General features: G+C 72.0%; 23 protein-coding genes. 13 read left to right on the top strand and 10 right to left on the bottom strand.

What is annotated here, in order from left to right; genetic code table 11:
• Positions 1-118: 118 nt before the first annotated feature.
• On the bottom strand, positions 119-1,420 hold the full coding sequence (locus NFU81_RS11540; protein WP_251488410.1) for a family 4 glycosyl hydrolase: 1,302 nt from the start codon (positions 1,418-1,420) through the stop codon (positions 119-121).
• Positions 1,421-1,534: 114 nt separating this feature from the next.
• Between NFU81_RS11540 and NFU81_RS11535 the strand changes: the two genes are divergently transcribed.
• The 8 genes from NFU81_RS11535 to NFU81_RS11500 all read left to right on the top strand — a co-directional run bounded on the left by NFU81_RS11535 (position 1,535) and on the right by NFU81_RS11500 (position 11,871).
• Positions 1,535-2,653, top strand: coding sequence for a carbohydrate kinase family protein (locus NFU81_RS11535; protein ID WP_251488407.1), 1,119 nt, complete (start codon positions 1,535-1,537; stop codon positions 2,651-2,653).
• A gap of 171 nt (positions 2,654-2,824) precedes the next feature.
• Entirely contained in the window at positions 2,825-4,987 is a 2,163-nt protein-coding gene (locus NFU81_RS11530) for a PhoH family protein (protein ID WP_251488404.1), read from the top strand.
• A 14-nt stretch (positions 4,988-5,001) separates the two neighbouring features.
• Complete coding sequence (ybeY, locus tag NFU81_RS11525; RefSeq protein WP_251488401.1) at positions 5,002-5,496, top strand: rRNA maturation RNase YbeY; 495 nt, start codon at positions 5,002-5,004, stop codon at positions 5,494-5,496.
• Between the two features lie 16 nt (positions 5,497-5,512).
• A complete protein-coding gene (locus tag NFU81_RS11520) occupies positions 5,513-6,823 on the top strand; it encodes a hemolysin family protein (protein WP_251488398.1) in 1,311 nt (436 codons plus the stop codon).
• Positions 6,824-7,037: 214 nt separating this feature from the next.
• The gene (locus NFU81_RS11515) at positions 7,038-7,892 is read left to right on the top strand and encodes a helix-turn-helix domain-containing protein (RefSeq protein ID WP_251488395.1); all 855 of its coding nucleotides are present in this window, start codon (positions 7,038-7,040) and stop codon (positions 7,890-7,892) included.
• The gene (locus NFU81_RS11510; protein ID WP_251488392.1) at positions 7,889-8,137 is read left to right on the top strand and encodes a DUF397 domain-containing protein; all 249 of its coding nucleotides are present in this window, start codon (positions 7,889-7,891) and stop codon (positions 8,135-8,137) included. Before NFU81_RS11515 ends, NFU81_RS11510 begins: the two co-directional genes overlap by 4 nt.
• Positions 8,138-8,255: 118 nt before the next feature.
• Positions 8,256-10,892, top strand: coding sequence for an ATP/GTP-binding protein (locus NFU81_RS11505; protein ID WP_251488389.1), 2,637 nt, complete (start codon positions 8,256-8,258; stop codon positions 10,890-10,892).
• 49 nt (positions 10,893-10,941) lie between these two features.
• Positions 10,942-11,871 carry a phosphotransferase gene (locus NFU81_RS11500; RefSeq protein ID WP_251488386.1) on the top strand — a complete coding sequence of 310 codons (930 nt, stop codon included), beginning with the start codon at positions 10,942-10,944 and terminating at the stop codon, positions 11,869-11,871.
• A 39-nt stretch (positions 11,872-11,910) separates the two neighbouring features.
• Here NFU81_RS11500 and NFU81_RS11495 read toward each other — a convergent pair whose 3' ends face one another.
• Entirely contained in the window at positions 11,911-12,105 is a 195-nt protein-coding gene (locus tag NFU81_RS11495) for a hypothetical protein (RefSeq protein ID WP_251488384.1), read from the bottom strand.
• Positions 12,106-12,216: 111 nt separating this feature from the next.
• Between NFU81_RS11495 and NFU81_RS11490 the strand changes: the two genes are divergently transcribed.
• Entirely contained in the window at positions 12,217-12,582 is a 366-nt protein-coding gene (locus tag NFU81_RS11490; protein WP_251488380.1) for a cytidine deaminase, read from the top strand.
• A 2-nt stretch (positions 12,583-12,584) separates the two neighbouring features.
• Here the strand turns inward: NFU81_RS11490 and NFU81_RS11485 are convergent, their stop codons facing one another.
• A complete protein-coding gene (locus tag NFU81_RS11485; protein ID WP_251488377.1) occupies positions 12,585-12,923 on the bottom strand; it encodes a P-II family nitrogen regulator in 339 nt (112 codons plus the stop codon).
• The gene (locus NFU81_RS11480; protein WP_274037262.1) at positions 12,920-14,269 is read right to left on the bottom strand and encodes an ammonium transporter; all 1,350 of its coding nucleotides are present in this window, start codon (positions 14,267-14,269) and stop codon (positions 12,920-12,922) included. Before NFU81_RS11480 ends, NFU81_RS11485 begins: the two co-directional genes overlap by 4 nt.
• 158 nt (positions 14,270-14,427) lie before the next feature.
• On the opposite strand from NFU81_RS11480, the gene era reads away from it, so the two are divergent.
• Positions 14,428-15,381, top strand: coding sequence for a GTPase Era (gene era / locus NFU81_RS11475; protein ID WP_422665178.1), 954 nt, complete (start codon positions 14,428-14,430; stop codon positions 15,379-15,381).
• Position 15,382: 1 nt separating this feature from the next.
• Here era and NFU81_RS11470 read toward each other — a convergent pair whose 3' ends face one another.
• A complete protein-coding gene (locus tag NFU81_RS11470; protein WP_251488370.1) occupies positions 15,383-16,399 on the bottom strand; it encodes an Lrp/AsnC family transcriptional regulator in 1,017 nt (338 codons plus the stop codon).
• A 130-nt stretch (positions 16,400-16,529) separates the two neighbouring features.
• Between NFU81_RS11470 and NFU81_RS11465 the strand changes: the two genes are divergently transcribed.
• The 3 genes from NFU81_RS11465 to NFU81_RS11455 all read left to right on the top strand — a co-directional run bounded on the left by NFU81_RS11465 (position 16,530) and on the right by NFU81_RS11455 (position 19,744).
• Positions 16,530-17,957, top strand: a complete 1,428-nt coding sequence (locus NFU81_RS11465) for an MFS transporter (RefSeq protein ID WP_251488367.1) — start codon at positions 16,530-16,532, stop codon at positions 17,955-17,957.
• An 82-nt stretch (positions 17,958-18,039) separates the two neighbouring features.
• A complete protein-coding gene (locus NFU81_RS11460) occupies positions 18,040-18,597 on the top strand; it encodes a hypothetical protein (protein ID WP_251488365.1) in 558 nt (185 codons plus the stop codon).
• A gap of 319 nt (positions 18,598-18,916) precedes the next feature.
• Positions 18,917-19,744, top strand: coding sequence for a transglycosylase SLT domain-containing protein (locus NFU81_RS11455; protein ID WP_251488362.1), 828 nt, complete (start codon positions 18,917-18,919; stop codon positions 19,742-19,744).
• A gap of 77 nt (positions 19,745-19,821) precedes the next feature.
• Here NFU81_RS11455 and NFU81_RS11450 read toward each other — a convergent pair whose 3' ends face one another.
• From NFU81_RS11450 to NFU81_RS11430, 5 genes are all read right to left on the bottom strand, one after another.
• Positions 19,822-20,064, bottom strand: coding sequence for a hypothetical protein (locus tag NFU81_RS11450; RefSeq protein ID WP_251488361.1), 243 nt, complete (start codon positions 20,062-20,064; stop codon positions 19,822-19,824).
• Positions 20,061-21,182: a hypothetical protein gene (locus tag NFU81_RS11445; protein ID WP_251488359.1), complete on the bottom strand. Its 1,122-nt coding sequence runs from the start codon at positions 21,180-21,182 to the stop codon at positions 20,061-20,063. Before NFU81_RS11445 ends, NFU81_RS11450 begins: the two co-directional genes overlap by 4 nt.
• A 19-nt stretch (positions 21,183-21,201) precedes the next feature.
• The gene (locus NFU81_RS11440) at positions 21,202-21,486 is read right to left on the bottom strand and encodes a hypothetical protein (RefSeq protein ID WP_251488357.1); all 285 of its coding nucleotides are present in this window, start codon (positions 21,484-21,486) and stop codon (positions 21,202-21,204) included.
• 317 nt (positions 21,487-21,803) lie between these two features.
• Positions 21,804-22,067, bottom strand: coding sequence for a protealysin inhibitor emfourin (locus NFU81_RS11435; RefSeq protein WP_251489032.1), 264 nt, complete (start codon positions 22,065-22,067; stop codon positions 21,804-21,806).
• A gap of 8 nt (positions 22,068-22,075) precedes the next feature.
• A complete protein-coding gene (locus NFU81_RS11430; RefSeq protein WP_251488355.1) occupies positions 22,076-23,185 on the bottom strand; it encodes a M4 family metallopeptidase in 1,110 nt (369 codons plus the stop codon).
• Positions 23,186-23,356 lie beyond the last annotated feature (171 nt).

Raw genomic sequence — 23,356 nt, 5'->3', positions numbered from 1 at the left:
AAGGGGCGCCTGCGGTCACCGGACGGCTGGGGTGGCTGCGGTCACCGGACGGCCGATGCGGCTGCGGTCATGAGCCGGCTGGGGCGCCGCGTTCACCGGACGGCCGGGGCCTCTGCCGTCACCAGCCGGCCGCGTCGAGGATGCGGGAGGCCGCCGCGGGGGAGTCCACCAGCGGGTGCAGCGCCAGCGCCCGCAGCGCGGCCCGCCGCGACCCCGTCGCCGCCGCCTCGATCGCCGCCCGCTCCACCGACTTGACCGCCAGCATCAGCCCCGCCTGGTGCTCGTCGGGCGCCGCCACCGGCACCGGCCGCGCCCCGGACGCGTCCACCGCGCAGGGCACCTCCACCACCGCGTCGGCGTCCAGGAAGGGCAGCGCACCGCCGGCCCGCACGTTGAGGATCAGCACCGTGCGCTCGTCCCGGGCGATCGCCCGCATCAGCGCCAGCGCCACCCGGTCGTAGCCGCCGCCGTCCAGGTCGTGCGGGTCGCGCTGCCAACCGCCGCTCGCCGCACGGCTGTCGGCGCCGTAGGTCTCCTCGCGCTCCCGACGCGCGCCCTGCCACAGCTCGTACGCCCGGGACGGGTCTCGGTCGGCCGCCGCGAAGAAGGCGCTCTGCTGGAGGTCGAGGAACTCCCCCCTGGTGGACCGCGCGGCCTGCACCGCGGCCAGCGTCTCGCGGCGGAAGTAGTAGTAGTGCAGGTACTCGTTGGGCAGCGAGCCCAGCGCCGCGAGCCATTCCGCGCCGAACAGCCGCCCCTCCTCGAAGCCGCCGAGCGCCACCGGGTCGGCGAGCAGGCCCGGCAGCAGGTCGCGCCCCGCCGCCGTGAGGCGGCGCAACCAGCCCAGGTGGTTCAGGCCCACGTAGTCGTAGCCGAAGTCCGGTGCGTCGGGGTCCGCGCCCGCCGCCCGCGCGGCCCGCCGCACCAGGCCCACCGGCGAGTCGCAGATGCCGATCACCCGCTCGCCCAGCACCCGGGACATCGCCTCGGTGACCATGCCCGCAGGATTGGTGAAGTTGATCACCCAGGCGTCCGGCGCCAGCGCGCGCACACGCTCGGCGATCTGCACCGCGACCGGCAGCGTGCGCAGCCCGTACAGCACCCCGCCCGCGCCGACCGTCTCCTGCCCGAGCACCCCCTCGGTCAGCGGCAGCCGCTCGTCGCGCACCCGGCCCGCCGTGCCGCCGACCCTGATCGCGGAGAAGACGAAGTCCGCGCCCCGCACCGCGTCGTCCAGCCCGTCCGCCAGCCGCACCGCGGGCCCCGCCGCCCCGGACCCTGCCAGCACCGCGGCCACCACCCGCAGCCGCAGCGGGTCCTCGTCGTACAGCACCACCTCGGTGATCAGCGGGTCGCCGGCCAGCGCCCGGTGCACCAGCGGCACCCGGAAGCCGCCGCCGCCGAGAATCGTGAGCTTCACCCGTACTCCGTCCCCGCGTGCCGTACGCCCCCAGGCGTACGGTCCGCGACGCCGCCAGGCGGTCCGGCCCCGGCGTCCGCGTCACTGTCAGTGCCGTCGTGCACAGTGTGTCCCATGGACGACCAGCCCGTTCTCGACCCGCTCGGCGCGCTGCGCGCCGCGGGGGACCCGGCGACCGATGTCTACCTCACCGGCACCGTCTTCCTCGACATCATCTTCACCGGCCTCGACAGCGCGCCCGTGCGCGGCACCGAGTCATGGGCGCGCGGCATGGGGTCGAGCCCCGGCGGGGTGGCCAACATGGCGACGGCCCTCGCCCGACTGGGCCTGCACACCACCCTCGCCGCGGCCTTCGGCGACGACATGTACGGCGACTACTGCTGGGACAGCCTCTCGGCGGGCGAGGGCATCGACCTGGGGCCGTCCCGCCGCATCCCCGGCTGGCACTCCCCGGTCACGGTCTCGATGGCCTACGAGGGCGAGCGCACCATGGTCAGCCACGGCCACCGGGCGCCGCCGCCCGAGGACGCCGTGCCGGCCTGCCCGCCGCCCGCCAGGGCCGCGGTGGCCTCGCTCGGCCAGCGCGAGCGGGCCTCGGACGAGGAGCCGGCGCCCGACCCGGACCGCGAGTGGATCGGGCAGGCGGCCGCGTCCGGCACCCAGGTCTTCGCCGACGTCGGCTGGGACGACACCGGCCGCTGGGACCCGGCCGACCTCGAAGGGCTGCACCACTGCGCCGCCTTCCTGCCCAACGCGGACGAGGCCATGCGCTACACCCGCACCGACACCCCGGCCGCCGCCGCCCGGGCGCTCGCCGAGCTGGTCCCGCTGGCCGTGGTCACCCTCGGTGCCGAGGGCGCGGTCGCGGTGGACGCGGGCAGCGGCGAGACCGCGGAGGTGCCCGCACTGATCGTGGACGCGCTCGACCCCACGGGGGCGGGGGACGTCTTCGTCGCCGGCTTCGTCACCGGCAGCCTGGCCGGCTGGCCGCTCACCGACCGGCTGGCCTTCGGCTCGCTGTGCGCGGCCCTGTCGGTCCAGGAGTTCGGCGGCTCGCTGTCCGCCCCCGGCTGGATCGAGGTCGCCGCGTGGTGGACGCAGGCCAAGGCCGCCGCCGGCACCCCGCCCGAGGCGCTGCGGCGGTACGCGTTCCTCGACGCCCTGATCCCGCCGGCGCCGCGCCGCTGGCCGCTGCCGCGGGCGGTGCCGACCATCGGCTTCCGCCGTGCGTGACCCGCAGGGTTCCGCCGAGCCTGGCGGGGAGCGCCGTCCTCGCGCAGTGGCGGGGTCACAACCGCAAATCCCCTCGGCCGCCGACGGCCCACGTCGTAGGCTTGGTATCCCAGGCCCGATCGGGCTCCTCGATCAGCAGAAAGCGGGATGAGCAGGCCCTAGTGCCGGCCCATGACTCAGACACCGACAAAGCAGCAGCCGCAGCCGCCGCAGGCGCGCGCCCACTTCGTCGTACCGGCCAAGCACCCCATGGTGACCGTCCTGGGATCTGGCGATGCTCTCCTCCGCGTGATCGAGCAGGCCTTCCCGGCCGTCGACATCCACGTCCGGGGCAACGAGATCAGCGCGGTCGGCGATGCCGACGAGGTGGCCCTCGTCCAGCGGCTCTTCGACGAGATGATGCTGGTGCTCCGCACCGGCCAGCCCATGACGGAGGACGCCGTGGAACGCTCCATCGCCATGCTGCGGGCCAACGGGAGCGCCGCCGACCAGGACGCCGAGACGCCCGCCCAGGTGCTCACCCAGAACATCCTGTCCAACCGCGGCCGCACCATCCGCCCCAAGACGCTCAACCAGAAGCGGTACGTCGACGCGATCGACCGCCACACGATCGTGTTCGGCATCGGCCCCGCCGGTACCGGCAAGACGTACCTGGCGATGGCCAAGGCGGTCCAGGCCCTGCAGTCCAAGCAGGTCAACCGGATCATCCTGACCCGCCCCGCGGTCGAGGCCGGAGAGCGCCTGGGCTTCCTGCCCGGCACCCTCTACGAGAAGATCGACCCGTATCTGCGCCCGCTCTACGACGCCCTGCACGACATGCTCGACCCGGACTCGATCCCCCGCCTGATGGCGGCCGGCACCATCGAGGTCGCCCCGCTGGCGTACATGCGCGGCCGTGCACAGCCGGTGTTCACCAAGGTGCTGACGCCCTCCGGTTTCCGCCCCATCGGGGACCTGCAGGTCGGTGACCTGGTCATCGGGTCGAACGGCGAGCCGACCCCGGTGCTCGGCGTGTATCCGCAGGGCGAGAAGGACATCTACCGCGTCACGGCCCAGGACGGGTCCTCCACCCTGTGCTGCGGGGACCATCTCTGGACGGTCCGCACCGCTGCCGACCGCCGTCGCGACAAGCCGTGGCGCGTCTTTGAGACGAAGGAGATGATCGGCAACCTCCGAGCCGCGCACGCGCGGCGCTACGAGTTGCCGCTGCTCACCGCTCCGGTGTGCTTCCCGGTCCAGGACGTTCCGATGGACCCGTACGCCCTGGGGCTGCTGCTCGGCGACGGCTGTCTCACCGGGTCGACCACGCCCTCCTTCGCCACGGCGGACACCGAGCTGGTCGCGGCTCTGCAAGCTGCGCTTCCCGGCGTCGAGGTGAACTGGAAGGACCGGGTCGACTACACCCTGAACCGGGTACGCGCACCTGGCGGCGTCATCACGCTGGAGAATCCGGTCACTGCCGCACTCCGGTCGCTGGACCTGCTCGGCAACGGGTCGCACGCGAAGTTCGTGCCCGAGGCCTACCTGCAGAATTCCGCCGAGGTCCGGCTGGCCGTGCTCCAGGGCCTGCTGGATGCCGACGGCGGCCCGGTCGTCCAGACCGGCCGGACCTGCCGCGTGCAGTACACGACCACGTCGAGCCTCCTCCGCGACGACGTGGTGGCCCTCGTCCAGTCCCTGGGCGGCGTTGCGTACACCCGTCGCAGGGCTGCGGAAGGGCGCAAGCCCGGCCGGGTGAACGGGCGCGATGTGCACCACCGCTACGATGCGCACGTTCTCGACATCCGGCTGCCCGAAGGCGTGGAGCCCTTCCGGCTGGCCCGCAAGCGGGAGATGTACCAAGCGGCCGGCGGCGGCGGCCGCCCGATGCGCTTCATCGACAGCATCGAGCCCGCCGGGCGAGAGGAGGCGGTGTGCATTCAGGTCGCTGCGGCCGACTCGCTGTACGTCACCGAGGACTACCTGCTGACGCACAACACTCTCAACGACGCCTTCATCATCCTGGACGAGGCGCAGAACACCAGCGCCGAGCAGATGAAGATGTTCCTGACCAGGCTCGGCTTCGACTCCAAGATCGTCATCACCGGTGACGTCACGCAGGTGGACCTGCCGAACGGGACCAAGAGCGGGCTGCGCCAGGTGCAGGACATCCTCGACGGCGTCGAGGACGTCCACTTCTCCCGGCTCACCAGCACCGACGTGGTGCGCCATAAGCTGGTCGGACGCATCGTGGACGCCTACGAGCGGTACGACAACGCGGTCGCCGAGCAAGAAGGCGGCGGTGCCGGCAACGGCCGCGGCGCCGGCAACGGCGCACGGTCCAAGAGAAAGTAACCGACCACATCACCATGGCGATCGACGTCAACAACGAGTCCGGCTGGGAGATCGACGAGCAGGCGGTCCTCGACGCCGCCCGCTACGCCCTCCAGCGCATGCGCATCCACCCGCTCTCCGAACTGTCGGTGATCGTGGTGGACGCCGACGCGATGGAGCAGCTGCACGTGCAGTGGATGGACCTGCCGGGCCCCACCGATGTCATGTCCTTCCCGATGGACGAGCTGCGGCCCGGCAAGGAGGACGAGGAGCCCGCGCAGGGCCTCCTCGGCGACATCGTGCTGTGCCCCGAGGTCGCCAAGAGGCAGGGCGAGGAGGCGCCGACCGGGCACTCCATGGACGAGGAGCTGCAGCTGCTCACCGTGCACGGCGTCCTCCACCTGCTCGGCTACGACCACGAGGAGCAGGACGAGAAGGCCGAGATGTTCGGCCTGCAGAAGGCCATCCTCGACGGGTGGCGGGCCGACCGCGGCATCGAGGGGCCGTCGCCGGCGCCCACCACCCACTGACGGCGGCGCGCACCGCATGATCGTCTCCGCAGTCCTGCTCGTCATCGTCGCGTGGCTCGCCGCGTGCGCCGAGACGGCCATCGCCAGGATCTCCCGCTTCCGAGCCGAGGACGCGCTGCGCTCGGGCCGCAAGGGCGCCGCGAACCTGCTCGCCGTGGCGTCCGACCCGACCCGCTATCTCAACGTCGCCCTGCTGGTCAGGGTCGGCTGCGAGACCGCTGCCGCCGTGCTGATCACGGTGGTCTGCGACCGCAACTTCGACCGCACCTGGCAGGTGCTGGCCGTCGCGATCGGCGTGATGGTGCTGGTGTCGTACGTGGCCGTGGGCGTCTCGCCGCGCACCATCGGCCGCCAGCACCCGATGAACACCGCGACGGTCGCCTCGTACGTCCTGCTGCCGCTGGCCCGGGTGATGGGTCCCGTGCCCGGGCTGCTGATCCTGCTCGGCAACGCCCTGACGCCCGGGAAGGGCTTCAAACGCGGCCCGTTCGCGAGCGAGGCGGAGCTGCGGGCGATGGTGGACCTCGCCGAGTCCGAGTCGCTGATCGAGGACGACGAGCGCCGCATGGTGCACTCCGTCTTCGAGCTGGGCGACACCATCGTGCGCGAGGTGATGGTGCCGCGGCCCGAACTGGTGATGATCGAGCGCTTCAAGACGATCCGTCAGGCCACCACGCTGGCGCTGCGCAGCGGCTTCTCGCGCATCCCGGTCACCGGCGAGAGCGAGGACGACGTCGTCGGCTTCGTCTACCTCAAGGACCTGGCCCGGCGCACCCACATCAGCCGGGAGGCGGAGAGCGACCTGGTCTCCACGCTGATCCGCCCCGCGGCCTTCGTGCCCGACACCAAGAACGCCGGCGACCTGCTGCGGGAGATGCAGCGCGACCGCAACCACGTCGCGGTCGTCGTCGACGAGTACGGGGGCACGGCCGGCATCGTCACGATCGAGGACATCCTGGAGGAGATCGTCGGCGAGATCACCGACGAGTACGACCGGGAGACGCCGCCGGTGGAGGCGCTGGGCGGCGGCCGCCACCGGGTCACCGCCCGGCTCGACATCGGCGACCTCGGGGAGCTGTACGGGGTGCTGCTGGACGACGACGACGTCGAGACGGTCGGCGGGCTGCTCGCGAAATCCCTCGGCCGGGTCCCCATCCCGGGCGCCACGGCCGTGGTTCCGCTGCCCGAGGACGGCTCGGGCGGACGGGCCACGGTGGCGCTGCGGCTGACCGCGGAGACCCAGGCGGGCCGCCGCAACCGGATCGGCACGGTGCTGGTCGAACCCCTGGGGGCACCGGAGCCGGCGCCGGACGAGGACGACGTATGAGCGGCACTTCCGGTTCGTAGCCGAAGCAGTCCATGGCATGGCTCCGCGTGATCGACGGCCCCCTCCGGTTGTTCCACGTTTCTTTAGGTAGCGCGGGGCCACGTACGCTGCGTCAGCGTACGTACGCGAAGGGTGGACGGTACGCGTCACCGGCTGTGACGCTGGGCGTTCGTGCGTGTGGCACGGATCACTCTGCGTTGGGGAGGTGGCCGGGATGGTCGAAGGGGCGAACGGTGGCGGCGGGACGGGCGGGGAGCCCGAGGCGTCGGACAGCCTGCGGACGTTCGGTGCGATGGTGCACGCGCTGCGCGAGCACCAGGGGCTCAGCAGGGAGGAGTTCGGCGAGCTGGTGCGGTTCTCCAAGCACACGGTGGCCTCGATCGAACTGGGCCGCAGGATGCCGGACGAGGATTTCGTCGAGCGCGCGGAACCCGTGCTCGGCGGTACCGGGGTGCTCCGCAGGGCGATCAAGCAGGTCGCGCGGCAGCCGGGACTCGCGGTCTGGTTCCGGCAGTGGGCCAGGCAGGAGGCGCTGGCGATCAGCCTGTGCACGTACGAGTGCCGGGTGGTGCCGGGGCTGTTGCAGACGGAAAGCTACGCCCGCGCGGTGTCCATGAGCGTGCCGCCGCTCGCGGTCGAGGCGGCCGTGGACCAGCGCGTCAACGCCCGCCTGGAGCGCCAGCAGTTGCTCTCCACGGACCGCGAACCGCCCTGCGCCTTCAGCTTCATCGTCGAGCAGGCCGTGCTGGAACGCCGCACCGGCGGTGCGGAGATCACCCGGGAGCAGCTCGACCGCCTGCTCGCGGTGGTCGACCGGCACTGGAATGTCGAGGTCCAGGTCATGCCGCTGGTCCAGCCCGTGCACGCCGGCCTGGACGGGCCGATCGCACTGCTGGAGACCCCGGAGAACCGGTGGTTCGGCTACTCCGAGGGGCAGGAGAACGGCCGCCTCATCTCCGACCCGAAATCGATCAGCATCCTTCAACGGCGGTATGCAAAACTGCGCTCGCAGGCTCTCACCCCCGAGGACTCCAGGAAGCTGCTGGAGCGAATGCGAGGAGCGCTATGAGCACGTCAGACCTGGTCTGGTTCAAGAGCAGCCACAGCAGCGGCAGTGAAGGCGACTGCGTCGAAGTCGCCGTCTCCTGGCGGAAGTCCAGCTACAGCGGTTCCCAGGGTGACAACTGCGTCGAGGTCGCCGCCTGCCCCGGCACCGTCCACGTCCGCGACTCCAAGGACCCGGACGGCCCCCACCTCGCCTTCGGCCCGGCCGAGTGGGCGTCCTTCCTCGCCTACGCGGCGGAGCACGCATAGACCCGCACCATCGAGATCCGGACGCCGGGTCGGCACGAGCCCATGCCGCAGGCAGCGGGCTCGTAAACTGACAGTGCGCAGCCGTGCACGGTCAGCCGCCGCCTCGAAGGGAAGCCCGTTGCCCCGGTCGGATCTCCGCTCGCTCTTCCGCTCCAACCAGCAGGACCTGACCGCCGAGGACGTCTTCGCGGACCGCAGGGACGAGTGGGGTGCGGTGGCGCGCAGCCTGGCCGCGCATGCTGCCGCGATCCGCCAACCCGGTTTCGAAGTGGCGGACTTCGAGAGCCCGCGCCGCAACGTGCTGGTCTTCTACGGCGTCGGCGGCATCGGCAAGTCCACCTTCTCCCGGCACCTGGAAGAGCACCTGTCGGCGGACGGGCCGAGCACCGCACAGTGGACGCCGGTCCCTGACGGGGTGGGCCGCTTACTCCCGGTGCGGATCGACCTCTCCCGGCAGTCCGGCCTGGGCTTCGAGGACATCCTGCTGGCGCTGCGGCTGACGGCCGGGCGTCTGGGGCGCCCGATGCCCGCGTTCGACCTGGCACTGCGGCGCTACTGGGACGTGAACCACCCCGGCGACCCGCTGGAGGCGTATCTGCGCCGCCACGGCTTCCTTCGCCGGTTCGCCACCGCGGTGTCCCTGCCTGAGCAGGTCCAGTCCGTGCTGGGGGACATCGCGCAGGCCGTCGCCTTGCCGGGCACGCTCGGCGCACTCGTCGGCCAGAGCCTGCGCTCGGTGGTCGGCTCGCTGCGGGAGCACCGGCAGAGCGTACGGGCACTGGCCGGCTGCGCCCGCCTCGCGGATCTGCTGGAGGCCGACGCCGACCCGGACGCGCTCTCGTACTACGCCCACCTGCTGGCCTGGGATCTCGCCCAACTCCCCGCCGACCGGTCGGGCACACCGGTGGTGCTGCTCGACACCTTCGAGGATGTGGGGGACCGCACCCACCGTGAGCTGGAGCGGCTGATCCAGCGCGTCGCCTGGCTGATGCCCAACGCGCTCTTCGTCGTCACCGGCCGCAACCGCCTCCAGTGGGACGACGAACGCCTCGACGGCCAACTCGACTGGGTCGGGCCGTCCGCGTGGCCGCAGCTCGCTCCCGGCGCCACCGCGGAGCCCCGCCAGCACCGGGTCGGCTACCTCTCCGCGCAGGACTGCGAGCACTACCTGTGCAGGCGCCTCACCCGGGACGGGCAGCCGCTGATGGCCGCGGACACCCGCCACGAGATCGTCCGGCGCTCCCACGGACTGCCGCTGTACCTCGACCTGGCGGTCATGCGCTATCTCGACCTCTACCAGCGCACCGGACATCAGCCCGAGGCGGGCGAATTCCACTACGACTTCCCCGCACTGGTGGCCCGTACCTTCCGCGATCTGTCCGCGGCCGAGCGCCAGGTGCTCCGTACGGTCAGCCTCTTCGACTCGTTCTCGGTCGACCTGGCGACGGCCGCCTCCGGCCTGGCGCAGGACGCACCCGCACTGCAACTGGTCGAGCGGCCGTTCATCGACTCCGACCCTGCGGCGCCCTGGCCGTACCACCTGCACAACCTGATCCGTGAAGCAGTCCACGACGCCGACGCGACCGCCGACGACCGCTGGTCCCCGGCGGACTGGCATCGGGCGGCGCAGCGCGCACTCGACGCGCTGGGCGCGGAACTACCTCACCCCGGCGAGGACCGGCCCCGGCTGCTGGCGTGCCTCAACCAGGGGCTGCGGCTGGCCCGGGACCACGGGTTGGAGCTCGGATGGCTGGTGGACGCGGCGTACCGCTACGTCGCCGACTTCGTCTGGGAGCCCGTGGAACTGCCGCCGGGCGCGCAGGCCGGCCCGGCGTCCGCGCTCGCGGCCACTCTCAGCGCGGTCGCGCGCCGCCAGCGCGTCCACCGGCAGGAAGTCGTCGACGAACTCACCGCGGTTCTCGACAGCGGGCTCCTGCCGCCGTCCGCGCAGGACCTCGCCCGCTATTACCTCGCCGAATGCCAGCGTGATCTGGGTCGCGCGCAGGAGTCGACGGCCGGCATGCAGCGGGTTGCCGCAGGGGACAGCCCCCTGGCGGCGGACGCCGCCCGCGGGCTCGTCCACCTCGGCCGCCGCCTCGGTGACTTCCCCGCCGTGCTGTCCGCCACCGAACGGCTCGGTAGCGACAGCCGCCGCCACCGCACCCTCGGCGATCTGTGGTGGACCCAGGGCAGCATCGCCCTGGCCTGCTCCGCCTACGACGACGCCTGCCGCGAGGCGGAGGCCGAATCGAGCGATGGGGAGGCCGCGTTGAGCAGGGCCTGCCTGGCCTTCGCCGCCGCCTTCCAGGACAGGTCACGCGCCGACCAGCAGATTCAGCTCGCGGAGCACCTCCTGCAGAGCGCCCACATCCGCTGGGCCGAGATCCAGACCAGGAACGCCGCTCTGCTCAGGGACGCGGGGACCGCTCCCGACCTGCCCGCGCGGGCAGCCGAGGTCGAAGCCGACGCCCAGGCCAGCGGCCTCTCCTCGTCGGTCGCCTACGCCCGTCTCGCCGTCTGCTTCCACCACGCCGTCCGCGCCGACCAGCCGGCCCTCGACGCCGCCCGTGTCCGGCTGCGCAACTGCGTCAACGGCGCTGAATTCGCCTACCTCCTGGAGATCTCCCACTTCTTCGACGGCAGCGAGCCCCCGCGCGATCTCCCCAGGGCCAGCTGGATCGACGGCACTCCGGCGACGGCCGCACGCTGGGCGGCCATCGCCGCGGACCGCCGAGCCGCCCTCGGAGGCCGCTGAAAAGGCCGGTTGCCCCTCCGCCGTCGCGGCCGGACGCTACGGTGCAGCCGTGGCCACCTACACCGCCCTCGACGATCTCGACCTGCCCGCCCTTGCCGCCAGGTACGGGCTGCGGGAGCCTGTCGCGCAGCCCATGAAAGGCGGAGCGGCGAACTCCAGCTTCCGGTTGGACACCCCGCATGACGGCCGTGCCTATGTGCTCAGCGCCCTGGACAACCACGACGCGGCCAGTGCCCGGCATCTGGCAGGGGTCACCAGGGGCTTCGCCCGCCTCGGCCTGCCCACGGCGCAGGTGGTGGCCAACAGGGACGGCGAGGACGTCACCCTCGTCGGGGACCGGCCGTTTCTCCTGAAGGACCACATCGCCGGTGAGGTCGAGGACCCGCTGCCGAGCGCGCTGCTCCCGGCTGCCGGAGAGCTCCTCGCGACGCTGCACGGCCTGGTCCCGGAAGGCCTTGACCTGCCGGTCGGTACGCGCCGCCTGTCCGCGGAACACCGTGCCGCGGCCGGGGACTTCCCCGACCGGGATTTCGCCGCCTGGCTGGATGGGCGGTTGGCCGAGATCGGCCGCCACGAAGCCGGACACCGGCGGCCGCACACCGCGATCCACGGCGACCTTTTCGCGGACAACCTCATCGTGCGCCCCGACCGGCGGCTGTCCGTCATCGACTGGGAGACCGCCTCCCTCGACGACCCGTTGCTCGACTTGGGCATGGCGGCCGTCGGGCTCTGCCAGGACGCAGCGGGGCACCTGTCCACCGAGCGGCTCCGACTTCTCCTCCATGGCTACAACAGCCTGCGGCCGCTGACGGCGGAGGACAGGGCGGAACTGCCGGTCGAGATCGTCCACGCGGCGGTCATCATCGCCTTCCACCGGTACCACCGCCACAACGTGCGGTTTCCCAACCCTGACCGTGCGACGTACTACCGCCTGATGGTCGCCTTCGCGGAGTCGGTCCCGCGCGACGCCACCGGTTGAGGGCCCGGGCGTGGTGCCCGGAGGTGCGGCTGGCCGGGGTCAGACGCCGAGGGTGCCGAGCATGCCGAGCAGGTTGGCGCTCGCCGCGTGGATCGAGCCGGCCAGGCTGGTGTCGGCCAGGTAGAAGCCGAAGGCCCCGCAGGCGAAGGCGTGGCTGGGTTTGAGGGCGCTCGTGCGTTTCAGGAAGATCGTGACGGCCGCGAGCGCGATGACGAAGGGCATGTGCAGAAGCATGCGGATCACCTCTAACGGACACACTGCCCCGCCAGGCTAGGCGCCCGTCGCCGAATGCGCATGTTCGGACACGGAGAGCTACGTCCGCCGGTAAGCCCTATGATCGCGCCTATGACCGATCAGCAGCCGGCCACCGACCTGCCGGACCCGGAAGACCGCAAGCTCGTGACCCTGGCCAGGTCCGCCCGGGCGCGCAACGGAGTGCCCGAGGGCGCCGCCGTACGCGACGAGACCGGCAGGACGTACGTGGCCGGCACGGTCGCGCTGGAGTCGCTGCGGCTCAGCGCGCTGCAGACCGCGGTCGCGATGGCGGTGGCCAGCGGTGCGCAGTCGCTGGAGGCGGCCGTGGTGGTCACGGCCGCCGGGGCCGCCGCCGACGCCGACCGGGCCGCGGTGCGCGACCTCGGGGGGCCGTCCGTACCGGTGATCGTGGCAGGACCCGATGGGTCGGTCCGCGGCACCGTCACCGCCGGCTGACCTCAGAGCGCGTCGGGGCCGCGCTCGCCGGTCCTGACGCGCACCGCGGTCTCGACCGGCACCGCCCAGACCTTGCCGTCGCCGATCTTGCCGGTGCGCGCGGCCGCGACCAGGGCGTCGATGACCGCGTCCGCCTCCGCGTCCTCGACCAGCACCTCGATACGGGCCTTGGGGACCAGGTCGACGCGGTACTCGGCGCCGCGGTAGACCTCGGTGTGGCCGCGCTGCCTGCCGTAGCCGCTGGCCTCGGTGACCGTCATGCCCTGCACCCCCATCTCCTGCAGGGCCGTCTTCACGTCGTCCAGCTTGTACGGCTTGATGACGGCGGTGACCAGCTTCATCCCAGTGGGCTCCTGTCGTGGGCGGCGTGCGCGGCGGCGTGCACGGCGGCGCCGTGGGACATGCCGTGCGTGAGTACGCCGTGATCGTAGGCGGTCTCCGCGTGCACGGTCAGGTCCAGGCCCGTCCTTTCGTGCTCCTCGCTCGCCCGGAAGCCCATCACCTTGTCGATGGCCTTGCCGATCCCGTACGTCAGGGCGAAGGCGTACGCGCCCACCGCCGCGACGGCGACGGCCTGCCTGCCGAGCTGCGCGAGCCCGCCGCCGTACAGCAGGCCCTCGGGCCCCCCGGTCATCGACTCGGTGGCCAGCAGCCCGATGAGCAGCGTGCCGACGATGCCGCCCATCAGGTGCACGCCGACCACGTCCAGCGAATCGTCCACGCCCCAGCGGAACTTCCAGCTCACCGCGTACGAGCAGAGCACGCCCGCCGCGAGCCCCACGAGGGCCGCGCCGGGGACGTCCACGCTGCCGCACGACGGGGTGATCGCGACCAGCCCGGCGATCGACCCGGACGCGGCGCCCAGCGTCGTGGCGTGCCCGTCCCTGCGCTTCTCCACGATCAGCCAGCCCAGCAGGCCCGCGCAGCCCGCCGTCTGGGTGTTGAGGAAGGCCGCGCCCGCCATCCCGTTGGCGCCCAGCGCGGAACCGGCGTTGAAGCCGAACCAGCCGAACCACAGCAGCCCCGCACCCAGCAGCACCAGCGGCAGGTTGTGCGGCCGCATCGAGTCCTTGCGGAAGCCGAGCCGCGGCCCGAGCACGATCGCCAGCGCGAGCCCCGAGGCGCCGGAGCACACCTCGACCACCGTGCCGCCCGCGTAGTCCAGGGCGTGCAGGTTCGCCACGATCCAGCCGCCGTCGGCGAAGACCCAGTGCGCCACCGGGACGTATACGGCCAGCGTCCACACCACCACGAAGACCACCCACGCCCCGAACCGCGCCCGGTCCGCCACCGCCCCGCTGATCAGGGCCGCGGTGATCACCGCGAAGGTCAGCTGGAAGGTCGCGAAGAGCAGGGTGGGCACATGGCCGTGCATCGAGGTGGGGCCGATGCCGTGCATCCCGACCTGCCGGAGGTTGCCGATCAGGCCGAGGCCTCCGGCGTCGTGGCCGAAGGCGAGGGAGTAGCCGGCGATCAGCCAGACCATCGTGACCAGGGCGATCGACACGAAGCTCATCATGAGCATGTTGAGCACGCTCTTGCTGCGGACCATACCGCCGTAGAAGAGCGCGAGGCCCGGCGTCATGAGCAGCACCAGTGCGGTCGCGGCGAGCAGCCAGGCGGTGTCGGCGGCGTTCACGGCCGTCTGGTCGGCGGACAGCAGCAGCACGAGGGGGTCCCCTTCCACGGGCGGGTAGTGGAAGCGTCACGGGCTCGCGTTACCGTACGTGGGCAAGCGTGTTTCCGCGGTGTTTCGTGTTGCGTGGGCGTTTCGGCATACTCACCGCAGGGCGCGGCCGGCGCCGCGCCGCCCGCCGTCCACGGACACCTCCGCGATCGGGGAGAATGAAGCACATGAGCGCTCGTACCCCCTCCGCAGCCGGTCCCGTGCACAGATCCGGCTTCGCCTGCTTCGTCGGCCGGCCCAACGCGGGCAAGTCCACCCTCACGAACGCTCTGGTCGGCCAGAAGGTGGCGATCACCTCCAACCGGCCGCAGACGACCCGGCACACCGTGCGCGGCATCGTCCACCGCCCGGAGGCCCAGCTCGTGCTGGTCGACACCCCCGGGCTGCACAAGCCCCGCACCCTGCTCGGCGAACGCCTCAACGACGTGGTGCGCAGCACCTGGGCCGAGGTCGACGTGATCGGCTTCTGCCTGCCCGCCGACCAGAAGCTCGGCCCCGGCGACACGTTCATCGCGCGCGAGCTGGCCGGGATCAGGAAGACCCCGAAGGTGGCGGTCGTCACCAAGACCGACCTGGTCGACTCCAAGGCCCTCGCGCAGCAGCTGCTGGCGGTCGACAAGCTCGGCCGGGACCTGGGCTTCGAATGGGCCGAGATCGTGCCGGTCTCCGCGGTCGCTGGGGAGCAGGTCGGCCTGCTCGCCGACCTCCTCGTCCCGCTGCTCCCCGAGGGACCCGCCCTCTACCCCGAGGGCGACCTCACCGACGAGCCCGAGCAGATCATGGTGGCCGAGCTGATCCGCGAGGCGGCGCTCGAAGGGGTACGGGACGAGCTGCCGCACTCGATCGCGGTGGTCGTCGAGGAGATGCTGCCCCGCGAGGGGCGCCCCGCCGACCGCCCGCTGCTCGACATCCACGCGAACCTCTACATCGAGCGGCCCTCCCAGAAGGGCATCATCATCGGCCCCAAGGGCGCCCGCCTGAAGGAGGTCGGCGTCAAGTCCCGCCACCAGATCGAGGCGCTGCTGGGCACCCCCGTCTTCCTCGACCTCCACGTGAAGGTCGCCAAGGACTGGCAGCGCGACCCCAAGCAGCTCAGGAAGCTCGGCTTCTAGCTCAGGAGCGGGTGGCCCGCGCCGGGTCGAGGTAGGGGCTCGGCCCCTTCAAGGTGCGATGGATCGGCGCGGTCTCCATCCGGCGGACGCCGGCGATCGCCGCCACCGGCCCGGTGAGATACCGGTAGAGCGCCCTCGCGTCGCGGCACAGCAGCGCCGCGTACACGTTCGCCGTCCCCGTCGTGGCGGCGGCGAACGCCACCTCCTCGTGCGCGGCCAGCGCGCGCCCCGCCGCCGCGAGCTCGGCCGGCTCGACCTCCAGCAGCAGCACCGCCCGCATGTCGGGCGCGAGGACCCCGGGGCCGAAGTCCAGGTCGTAGTAGAGCGCGCCGCTCGCCCGCAGCTCCGCCATCCGTCGCCGTACGGTCGTCTGGGACCAGCCGGTGAGCGCGGCGAGTTCCGCCGCGGGGGTCCGCCCGTCGCGGGTGAGCGCGCCGAACAGCCGCCGGTCCTCCGCGTTCAGCACGACCGGCTCGCCGTCCGCCGCGACGGGCGGCGGGCGCAGCGCCCGTATCTGGTCGGGGGCCAGCGGCCCGGTCCTGCTGACCGGGCTGAGGTCGTGGCCGAAGAAGACGTGCAGCAGCGCGTGCGCCGTGACCTGCACCACCCGCGGCGTCGCCGGAAGCTTCTGCAGCAGCAGCGCGTCGGCGTCCGTGCCGGGGCGTGAGGCGTAGGTGAGGCAGCTGATCTCCGTCCCCCCGGACAGCAGGCTCACCCAGCGGGTGTCGGTGCGCCGGGCCAGCGCCTCGCCGATCGACGCGGCGGCGTCGGGCGCGCACCGCACCCGTACGAACCACGGCGTCAGCCCGATCCGCAGCGGGTCGCTCAGCCCGAGCACCCGCAGCCCCGCGGAGGTCCGCAGCCGGGCGTAGCGGCGGGCGACGGTCTGGTCGGAGACGCCGAGCACCTCGCCGATCCGCCGGAAGGGCGCCCGCCCGTCGAGCTGCAGCGCCTGGGCGACCTGCTGGTCCAGCAGGTCGAAAGAGGCCAGCGGCATCTGCGGGGTGTCGGATTCCATCCCGACAGCGTAGGGCGTGTCGGATTCCGCCGCCGGGACCCCATTGGCTGTGGGATCGAGGCGTCCTCCCCGAGTCTGGGACGGTCGCCGCGGCACCACAGGACCGCGCCGCACGAACGGAGTCCACCCGATGCGCAAATGGCTGCCCCTTGTGACGATCTGCCTGGGGGCGTTCATCCTCCTGGTCGACGTCACCATCGTGAACGTCGCCCTGCCGAGCATGGCGTCCGACCTGGACGCCCCCTTCTCCGCCCTCCAGTGGGTGATCGACGGGTACGCCCTCGCGCTCGCCGCGCTGCTGATGGTCGCGGGCTCGCTCGGCGACCTGTTCGGCCACCGGCGGCTGTACGTCGCGGGCCTCGTCGTCTTCGCGGCGGCCTCGCTGGGCGCGGCCCTGTCGCCGAACGCCGCCGTGCTGATCACCGCGCGTGCGGTGCAGGGGGTCGGCGGTGCCGCGATGTTCGCCACCTCGGCCGCGCTGGTCGCGGCGACCTACCAGGGCCGCGACCGCGGGGTCGCCTTCGGCGTGTGGGGCGCGGTGAACGGTGCCGCCGCCGCGGCCGGGCCGATCCTGGGCGGGCTGCTCACCCAGGGCCTGGGCTGGCAGGCCATCTTCCTGGTCAACCTGCCGATCGCCGCCGTCGCCGTCGTGATCGCGCTGCGTGCCCTGCCGGCCGCGGCCAGGCGCGGCACGGGCCGGCTCGACCTGCCGGGCGCCGCCACCTTCACGCTGGCCGCCGCGGCCCTGACGTACGCCCTGATCCGCGGCGGCGACGCCGGCTGGACCGACGCGCTGGCGCTGACCGCCTTCGCGGTGACCGCGGTCGCGGCGGTCGCCTTCATGCTGGTCGAGGCCAGGTCGGACCACCCGGTGATCGAGCCGGCACTGCTGCGCCGGCCGGGCTTCAGCGGCCTGCTGGGCGGGGCGCTGCTCTACCAGGCCGCGGCCTTCAGCGGGCTCGTCTACTTCTCCCTGTGGCTGCAGAACGTCCTCGGCCTCAGCCCGATCCGCGGCGGCCTGGCCCTGATGCCGATGGCCGGCACCGCCTTCGTCGTCGCCGCGGTCGCCGGGCGGCACATGCACCGGTTCCCCCCGCGGGTGCCGATCGGCGGCGGCCTGTTCGTCATCGGCCTGGGCTGCGGCCTGCTGGCACTGACCGTCGACGCCTCCTCGGGCCAGTCCGCGATCTTCGCGGGCCTCGCGGTGATCGGCGTCGGCGTCGGCCTCACCACGCCCGTCCTGGTCTCCGCCGCGGTGGACGCGGTGCCGCCGCACCGCGCGGGCATGGCGGGCGGCGCGGTCAACACGGCGCGTCAGCTGGGGATGACCCTCGGCATCGCGCTGTTCGGCGCGGTCTTCACCTCCCGGCTGCGTACCGTCGCCGGGCACGGCGGCAGCCCGCACGCGGCGTACGCCTCGGGCCTGGACCGCATCTCCCTCTACGCGGCTGCCGCGGGCCTCGCGGGCGCGATCGCCGTCTTCGCGCTCGTCCGCCCGTCCCGCGGCGCGGACCCCCTTCCCGTGGACGCCCCCGCCGCGGAGCCCGCGGCCCGCTGACTCGCTCCCCCCTATCTATAGGGGGCCCTATATAGAGGGGGGAGCCCCTCTCCCTACACTCATGCCGTCGAAGGGGTGGGGCATGAAGCGGCGTGGGGGGAGCGGCCCGGTTTCCGGGCCGCTGGAGATTCGGGCCACCGGGATCGGGTGGCAGCTGCTCAGCATCGGGTGCAGTGCGCTGGGCCTGACGCGGCTGGCCCGCGACCGGGGCCACGTCGCTGCCCTCGTCGGCCTGGCGCTGCTGGTCCTCCTCGTCACCATGGTGGCGCTGCTGGTCGTGCGCCAGCTGCGGCTGCGCGCCCAGGGCGCGCTGCTGCGGCTCGACGACGCAGGGATCGCCCTCTTCGACGGCCGGACGGTCGGCTGGAGCGAGATCGGCGAGGTCCGCGAGGTCAGCAAGGGCACGGCCCTGGCCTTCTTCGCCAGGGGCTCGGCGGAGCTGCCGGCCTTCGCCCCGGGGGTCCTCCTTTTCAGCGCGGAGGGCGTCGCCCGCCGCAGGACCGCGCGCTACGGCACCCCGCTGGTGCTCTTCCCCGTGGCTCTCGACGCCACCAAGGAGGACATCGTCGCCGCGGTGCGCCGGTACGGCGCCGGCATCGCCCTGACCAGCGCCGACGGCGCGGCCGTCACCGCGCAGTGACCCAGGGGCATTTCGGGGGATCTTCCGCGTTTATGTCCTGATTCGGACCCCCGATTTCGGTGACCGGGGTCACATATTCTCCTCACGTAAAGCGCCCCCTCGTTCACCCGCCGTGAATGAGGGGGCGCCCCCTTGTGATCCCCTCGATAGGGCGTGGGTCACATACTAAGCCGCTTAGTGAACAGTCGGCCCGGTATTGCGGGGAGGATCGCTCCTCCATTCGGTCACTACGAATGCGTTGCGTAGACGGGGTCTTTGACCCGGCGTTCCGCCACCTCTAACAATTCAGGGGTCCCGCTACGGAAGAGGTAAATCCCTAATGCAGCTCCCCACGATCCCGAAGAAGCTCCCGACGTTCGCGAAGTTCAACCAGATGTCGAAGAAGCACAAGATCACCGCTGCCGGCGCTGTCGCCGCTGCCGCGGTCGTGCTGACGGTCACCGGGCTGGAAGCGACCGCTGGAGCCGGTTCGGCGACCGCGGCGGCTGACCCCACCGGGTTCTCCGTCTCCACCGGTACGCACGCCAAGGAACTCGGCGCGCAGACCGGTATGGCGTCGCAGCACGTGATCCACGAGTCCACGCAGCAGAAGGCCCAGAAGAAGACCGACCTGGCCGCTGCCGCGAAGAAGGCGGCCGCCGAGAAGGCCGCCGAGAAGAAGGCCGCCTCCGCCGCCGCCGAGCGCGCGAAGGAGAAGGCCGCCGCCAACCGCTCGACCCACCGTGCGGCCGTGGCCGCGCCCAAGAAGGCGCACACCGTCACGCCGAAGAAGGCTGTCGAGGCGAAGAAGGCGGCCGCCCCGAAGAAGGCGACCGTCAAGAAGTACACGAACAACCTGGACGGCTGGATCAGGCAGTCGCTCGACATCATGCACAAGAAGGGGATTCCCGGTACCTACGAGGGAATTCACCGGAACATCATCCGCGAGTCCAGCGGTAACCCGAAGGCCATCAACCTGTGGGACATCAACGCCCGCAACGGCATTCCCTCGAAGGGTCTGCTCCAGGTCATCAACCCGACCTTCGACCGCTACCACGTCTCCGGGACGTCCCACAACATCTACGACCCGGTCGCCAACATCACCGCCGCCTGCAACTACGCGGCCGACCGCTACGGTTCGATGGACAACGTGAACTCCGCGTACTGATCGCCACCACCCACGGGTGAAAGGGCGGCGCGGCCTGCAAAGGCCCCGCCGCCCTTCGGCGTTCCCGCCCGCGCGGCTCAGGGCCGGCAGGTGCTCGAATCCGGCGAGCACAGCCATCCGTCGTTGCCCGGATGGTCGAGGTCGTGGAGGAGGCCGAAGAGGCTCGCGAGCACGTACAGCGTGAAGGCCGCGCAGGCGGCGAGGCCGACCCACAGGGCGACCTTCCGCCACGGCCGCGCGGGGGGCGGGCCGGTACGCGCGGGCCCGGTGTCCGGCGCCTCGGCCTGGCCGGTGTGACGGCCCGCGTATCGCGGGCTCACAGCGTGGCCGCGATCGGCTCGGACGTCCCGCTGACGTCGAAGTCGCGGGCTTTGCCCGTGGTGTTCAGGTGTGCCATGTCGGCCTGTTCGAGGGTGATGCCGAGCGGTCCGAACCCCTCGGACTGCGTCGCGCGGTGCTCGCTGGGCACACCCCAGTCGTACCGCTTCTTGATCTGTATCCGGTACACGACCTGATCTCCCCGCTTCTCGCCGACCATCCGGTACTGGAAGTGGTTCAACGAGTAGTACCAGTCCGGGTTCCCACCGTCGGACAGATTGGGTGCCGTCGTCTGCCACGGCGTCTCGAAGGGGCCGTCCGGCCGTTTGGCGACATCCTGGGCGAGGGTGGTGTCCGCGTCCTTCCGGAACTGCGGGACGCCGTCGAGCAGGACCAGCGGATCGATCTCGACCGGATCACCCGAGGCGCCCAGGTAGTGCTTGATCAGCCACGCCGTGTTCACCCAGCCGCGCGCGTTGGCGAGCGCGCCGACGTTGTTGAGCTTGTTCCACGTCCTGCCGTCGGTGCCGTCGGGATCGAGGATGTCGAACTGCCGGTTCTCGGACTCGAAGTTGTGCGGCGTACCGAAGATCACCTTGATGTTCTGGGCGATCCACTTGTCCTCGTGTGTGGCCTTGCCCAGCACCGTCCGTACGCGCTGTTCGAGCGAGTCCGCCGTGCCCTGGCGCGTCTTGTGCCCGGCGGCGCTCCCGGGGTCGTTCGGGTCGTAGACGTCCGCGAACGAGACGCTTCCGTCGTCGTGGATCGTCATACCGTCCTCGGCGCCTTCGTCCCTCAGCGCCTGCGCCTGGCTCTGCAGGTCCCGGAGACCGGTGAAACCGCCCGCGCCCTTCACCCCGTCGACCTCGCCGGTGAAGAAGGACCGCAGGCCCTGCACCTCGGTGTCGAGGGCGTCGATGTCCAGTTGGATGCGGTCGCAGAACGACTGGGCCGCCCGCCCGGCCTTCCCGCGCCAGTGGTCCTGGTGCAGAGGGGTGACCACCTCGTCGTGGAAGTGTTCGCGGGCGTTCCTGAGCCGGTCGTGGACGTCGCCCCAGCTCGTCACGAAGGCGTCCAGGCCGCGCACGTCCAGGGCCAGCAGTTGCGTGAAGGTGACCATTGTCCGCCCCCTGGAGACGTCAGTGCCGGAAGTCGAGATCGAACCCGGTCGCCGCGTCGGTCCCGTCGAAGGCGTCGGCGCTGTCGCGGAAGTTGCCGGCCGCCTCGTGGAGCCGCCCGACGATCACCTTGTTCAGCGCCTCCCAGCGCGCGTGCATGTCCGTCACGCTGGTGACGAAGGACCAGCCGTCGTCCTGGCGCGCGATCTCCCAGCCGGCTTCCTCCGCCGCTGCTGTCGTGGTCCTGATGCGGCCCGCGCCACCCTCGCACTCGTCGGCCAGCCGGCGCAGGTACGACGACGACACCCCCACGTCCGGATCGCCGCCCCAGACGGGCGGCGGCGGGACGGGCTTCGGCCCCGGCGCCGGAGACGGTAAGTGCGCGGGCGGGTCCTGCGACGAAGGATCCTGCGGTGGCGCGGGCGACAGCCCCGGGTCCGGTGCGGCCGGCGGAGAAGCCGACGAGCCCGAGCCCGACGTCGTGGAATAGGCCGCCCGAGGATCGACAGGATGAGTCATGCTGTCCCCCCACCGCGAACATCCCGTTTCTGGCTGGCCACTCTAGCCGCGTGCACCCCACGGCACACTGCCGTATTTGCGCCACGCGAAGCGGCGGGTGAGGGCTACGCGCCTTCGCCCAGGACCGCCGCGATCAGTTCGCGTTGGGCCGGGGTCAGGTCGCCGTCCACGCAGTGGATGGTGCCGGTGCCGGTGGTGATCGTGTAGGAGTAGCCGTCGGGGTAGGGGGCGCGGTTGGTGCCGGACGGGGAGAGGGCGGCCTCGGCCAGGGCGTGGAGGTGGCCCGCGTCGGGACGGTCCGCGGTGTCCAGGGCGGCGTGGCGGGTGAGGCCTGCGAAGCCGCCGGAGCGGGTCACCTCGATACGCATCGGGCTGCTCACACCTCCTGCGGTTGGCCCGGCTGCTGGCGGGGGAGTCCCGTGACGGTCGCCGGGGTGACGCCGACCTCGGTCCAGGCGGCGCGCACCGCCCGGCTCTGGGCGTCTTCACCGTAGCGCGCCACCGCCGCCGCGACAGTGGCCGCGGCGAAGTCCGCGAACTGCGCCTGCGCCGACAGGGTGCCCCCGGTGAGGGTGTCGTACCAGACCTGCCCCGCCTGCTCCCAGGCGTGGCCGCCGATTGCGGCCGCGGTCAGGTAGAAGGCGCGGTTGGGGATGCCGGAGTTGATGTGGACCCCGCCGTTGTCCTGGCCCGTGGTGACGTAGCCGGACATCGTGGCGGGCTGCGGGTCCTTGCCGAGCTGCGGGTCGTCGTAGGCGGTGCCCGGGGCCTTCATCGAGCGCAGCGCCTCGCCGTTGACGCCGGGGGCGAGCAGGCCCGCGCCGATCAGCCAGTCGGCCTGGTCGGCGGTCTGGCCGAGCGCGTACTGCTTGATCAGGCTGCCGAAGACGTCGGAGACCGACTCGTTCAGGGCGCCGGACTGGCCCTGGTAGTCGAGGTTGGCGCTGTACTGGGTGACGCCGTGCGTCAACTCGTGGCCGATGACGTCCAGCGGGAGGGTGAAGTCCAGGAAGATCCGGCCGTCGCCGTCCCCGAAGACCATCTGCTCGCCGTTCCAGAAGGCGTTGTTGTAGCCCTTGAGGTAGTGCACGGAGGCCTTCAGCGGCAGGCCCGCGCCGTCGATCGAGTGCCGGCCGTAGGCCTTCAGATACGTCTCGAAGGTCGCGCCGAGGGCGTCGTAGGCGCGGTTGACGCTGCCGTCGGAGGTCGGCCCCGCGCCCTCGGCGCGGACCTTGCGGCCGGGCAGGTCGTCCTTGTGGCCGGCGTCGAAGACCGTGCGCACCGGGTGGTCCGCGGGGCTGCCGCCGTGCGCGGCGACCGGGCCGAGGACGGTGTTCAGCTGCCGCCGGGTGCGCTCGCGCGCGTCGTGTTCCAGGGTGCGGCGGGCGGCGGCCGCCGTGGCCGCGTCGTCGGTCCTGGCCAGCCGGTCCAGGACGTGCGGCGGCACGATCGTGCAGAAGACGGGGGTCGTGGCAGAGGAGTCCATGCCACGCAATGTCGCACGGTGAGCACGCTCTGTCACCGCCAAGACGTCGGAATTGACGAGAAGGAGCGAAGAACCAGGATTCTGGTGGACAGAACCGACCATCTTGCATGGTGAGAGGAACTACGCACCGGCTACGTGATTGCGTCCGGTCTCGGTTATGGTCGTTGCCAT

The organism is Actinacidiphila cocklensis, from assembly GCF_907177275.1.
GTDB classification, from domain to species: Bacteria; Actinomycetota; Actinomycetes; order Streptomycetales; family Streptomycetaceae; genus Actinacidiphila; species Actinacidiphila cocklensis.
Note: the sequence above shows the minus strand (reverse complement) of the source record. Positions and strands in the feature narration are given on the sequence as shown.

Coding starts and splice junctions, on each gene's coding strand:
- NFU81_RS11535 (WP_251488407.1), top strand. CDS start 1,535: ATGGACGACCAGCCCGTTCTCGACCCGCTCGGCGCGCTGCGCGCCGCG.
- NFU81_RS11470 (WP_251488370.1), bottom strand. CDS start 16,399: ATGGAATCCGACACCCCGCAGATGCCGCTGGCCTCTTTCGACCTGCTG.
- NFU81_RS11485 (WP_251488377.1), bottom strand. CDS start 12,923: ATGAAGCTGGTCACCGCCGTCATCAAGCCGTACAAGCTGGACGACGTG.
- NFU81_RS11495 (WP_251488384.1), bottom strand. CDS start 12,105: ATGCTTCTGCACATGCCCTTCGTCATCGCGCTCGCGGCCGTCACGATC.
- NFU81_RS11490 (WP_251488380.1), top strand. CDS start 12,217: ATGACCGATCAGCAGCCGGCCACCGACCTGCCGGACCCGGAAGACCGC.
- NFU81_RS11455 (WP_251488362.1), top strand. CDS start 18,917: ATGCAGCTCCCCACGATCCCGAAGAAGCTCCCGACGTTCGCGAAGTTC.
- NFU81_RS11465 (WP_251488367.1), top strand. CDS start 16,530: ATGCGCAAATGGCTGCCCCTTGTGACGATCTGCCTGGGGGCGTTCATC.
- NFU81_RS11435 (WP_251489032.1), bottom strand. CDS start 22,067: ATGCGTATCGAGGTGACCCGCTCCGGCGGCTTCGCAGGCCTCACCCGC.
- NFU81_RS11460 (WP_251488365.1), top strand. CDS start 18,040: ATGAAGCGGCGTGGGGGGAGCGGCCCGGTTTCCGGGCCGCTGGAGATT.
- ybeY (WP_251488401.1), top strand. CDS start 5,002: ATGGCGATCGACGTCAACAACGAGTCCGGCTGGGAGATCGACGAGCAG.
- NFU81_RS11530 (WP_251488404.1), top strand. CDS start 2,825: ATGACTCAGACACCGACAAAGCAGCAGCCGCAGCCGCCGCAGGCGCGC.
- NFU81_RS11510 (WP_251488392.1), top strand. CDS start 7,889: ATGAGCACGTCAGACCTGGTCTGGTTCAAGAGCAGCCACAGCAGCGGC.
- NFU81_RS11445 (WP_251488359.1), bottom strand. CDS start 21,182: ATGGTCACCTTCACGCAACTGCTGGCCCTGGACGTGCGCGGCCTGGAC.
- NFU81_RS11520 (WP_251488398.1), top strand. CDS start 5,513: ATGATCGTCTCCGCAGTCCTGCTCGTCATCGTCGCGTGGCTCGCCGCG.
- NFU81_RS11515 (WP_251488395.1), top strand. CDS start 7,038: ATGGTCGAAGGGGCGAACGGTGGCGGCGGGACGGGCGGGGAGCCCGAG.
- era (WP_422665178.1), top strand. CDS start 14,428: ATGAAGCACATGAGCGCTCGTACCCCCTCCGCAGCCGGTCCCGTGCAC.
- NFU81_RS11430 (WP_251488355.1), bottom strand. CDS start 23,185: ATGGACTCCTCTGCCACGACCCCCGTCTTCTGCACGATCGTGCCGCCG.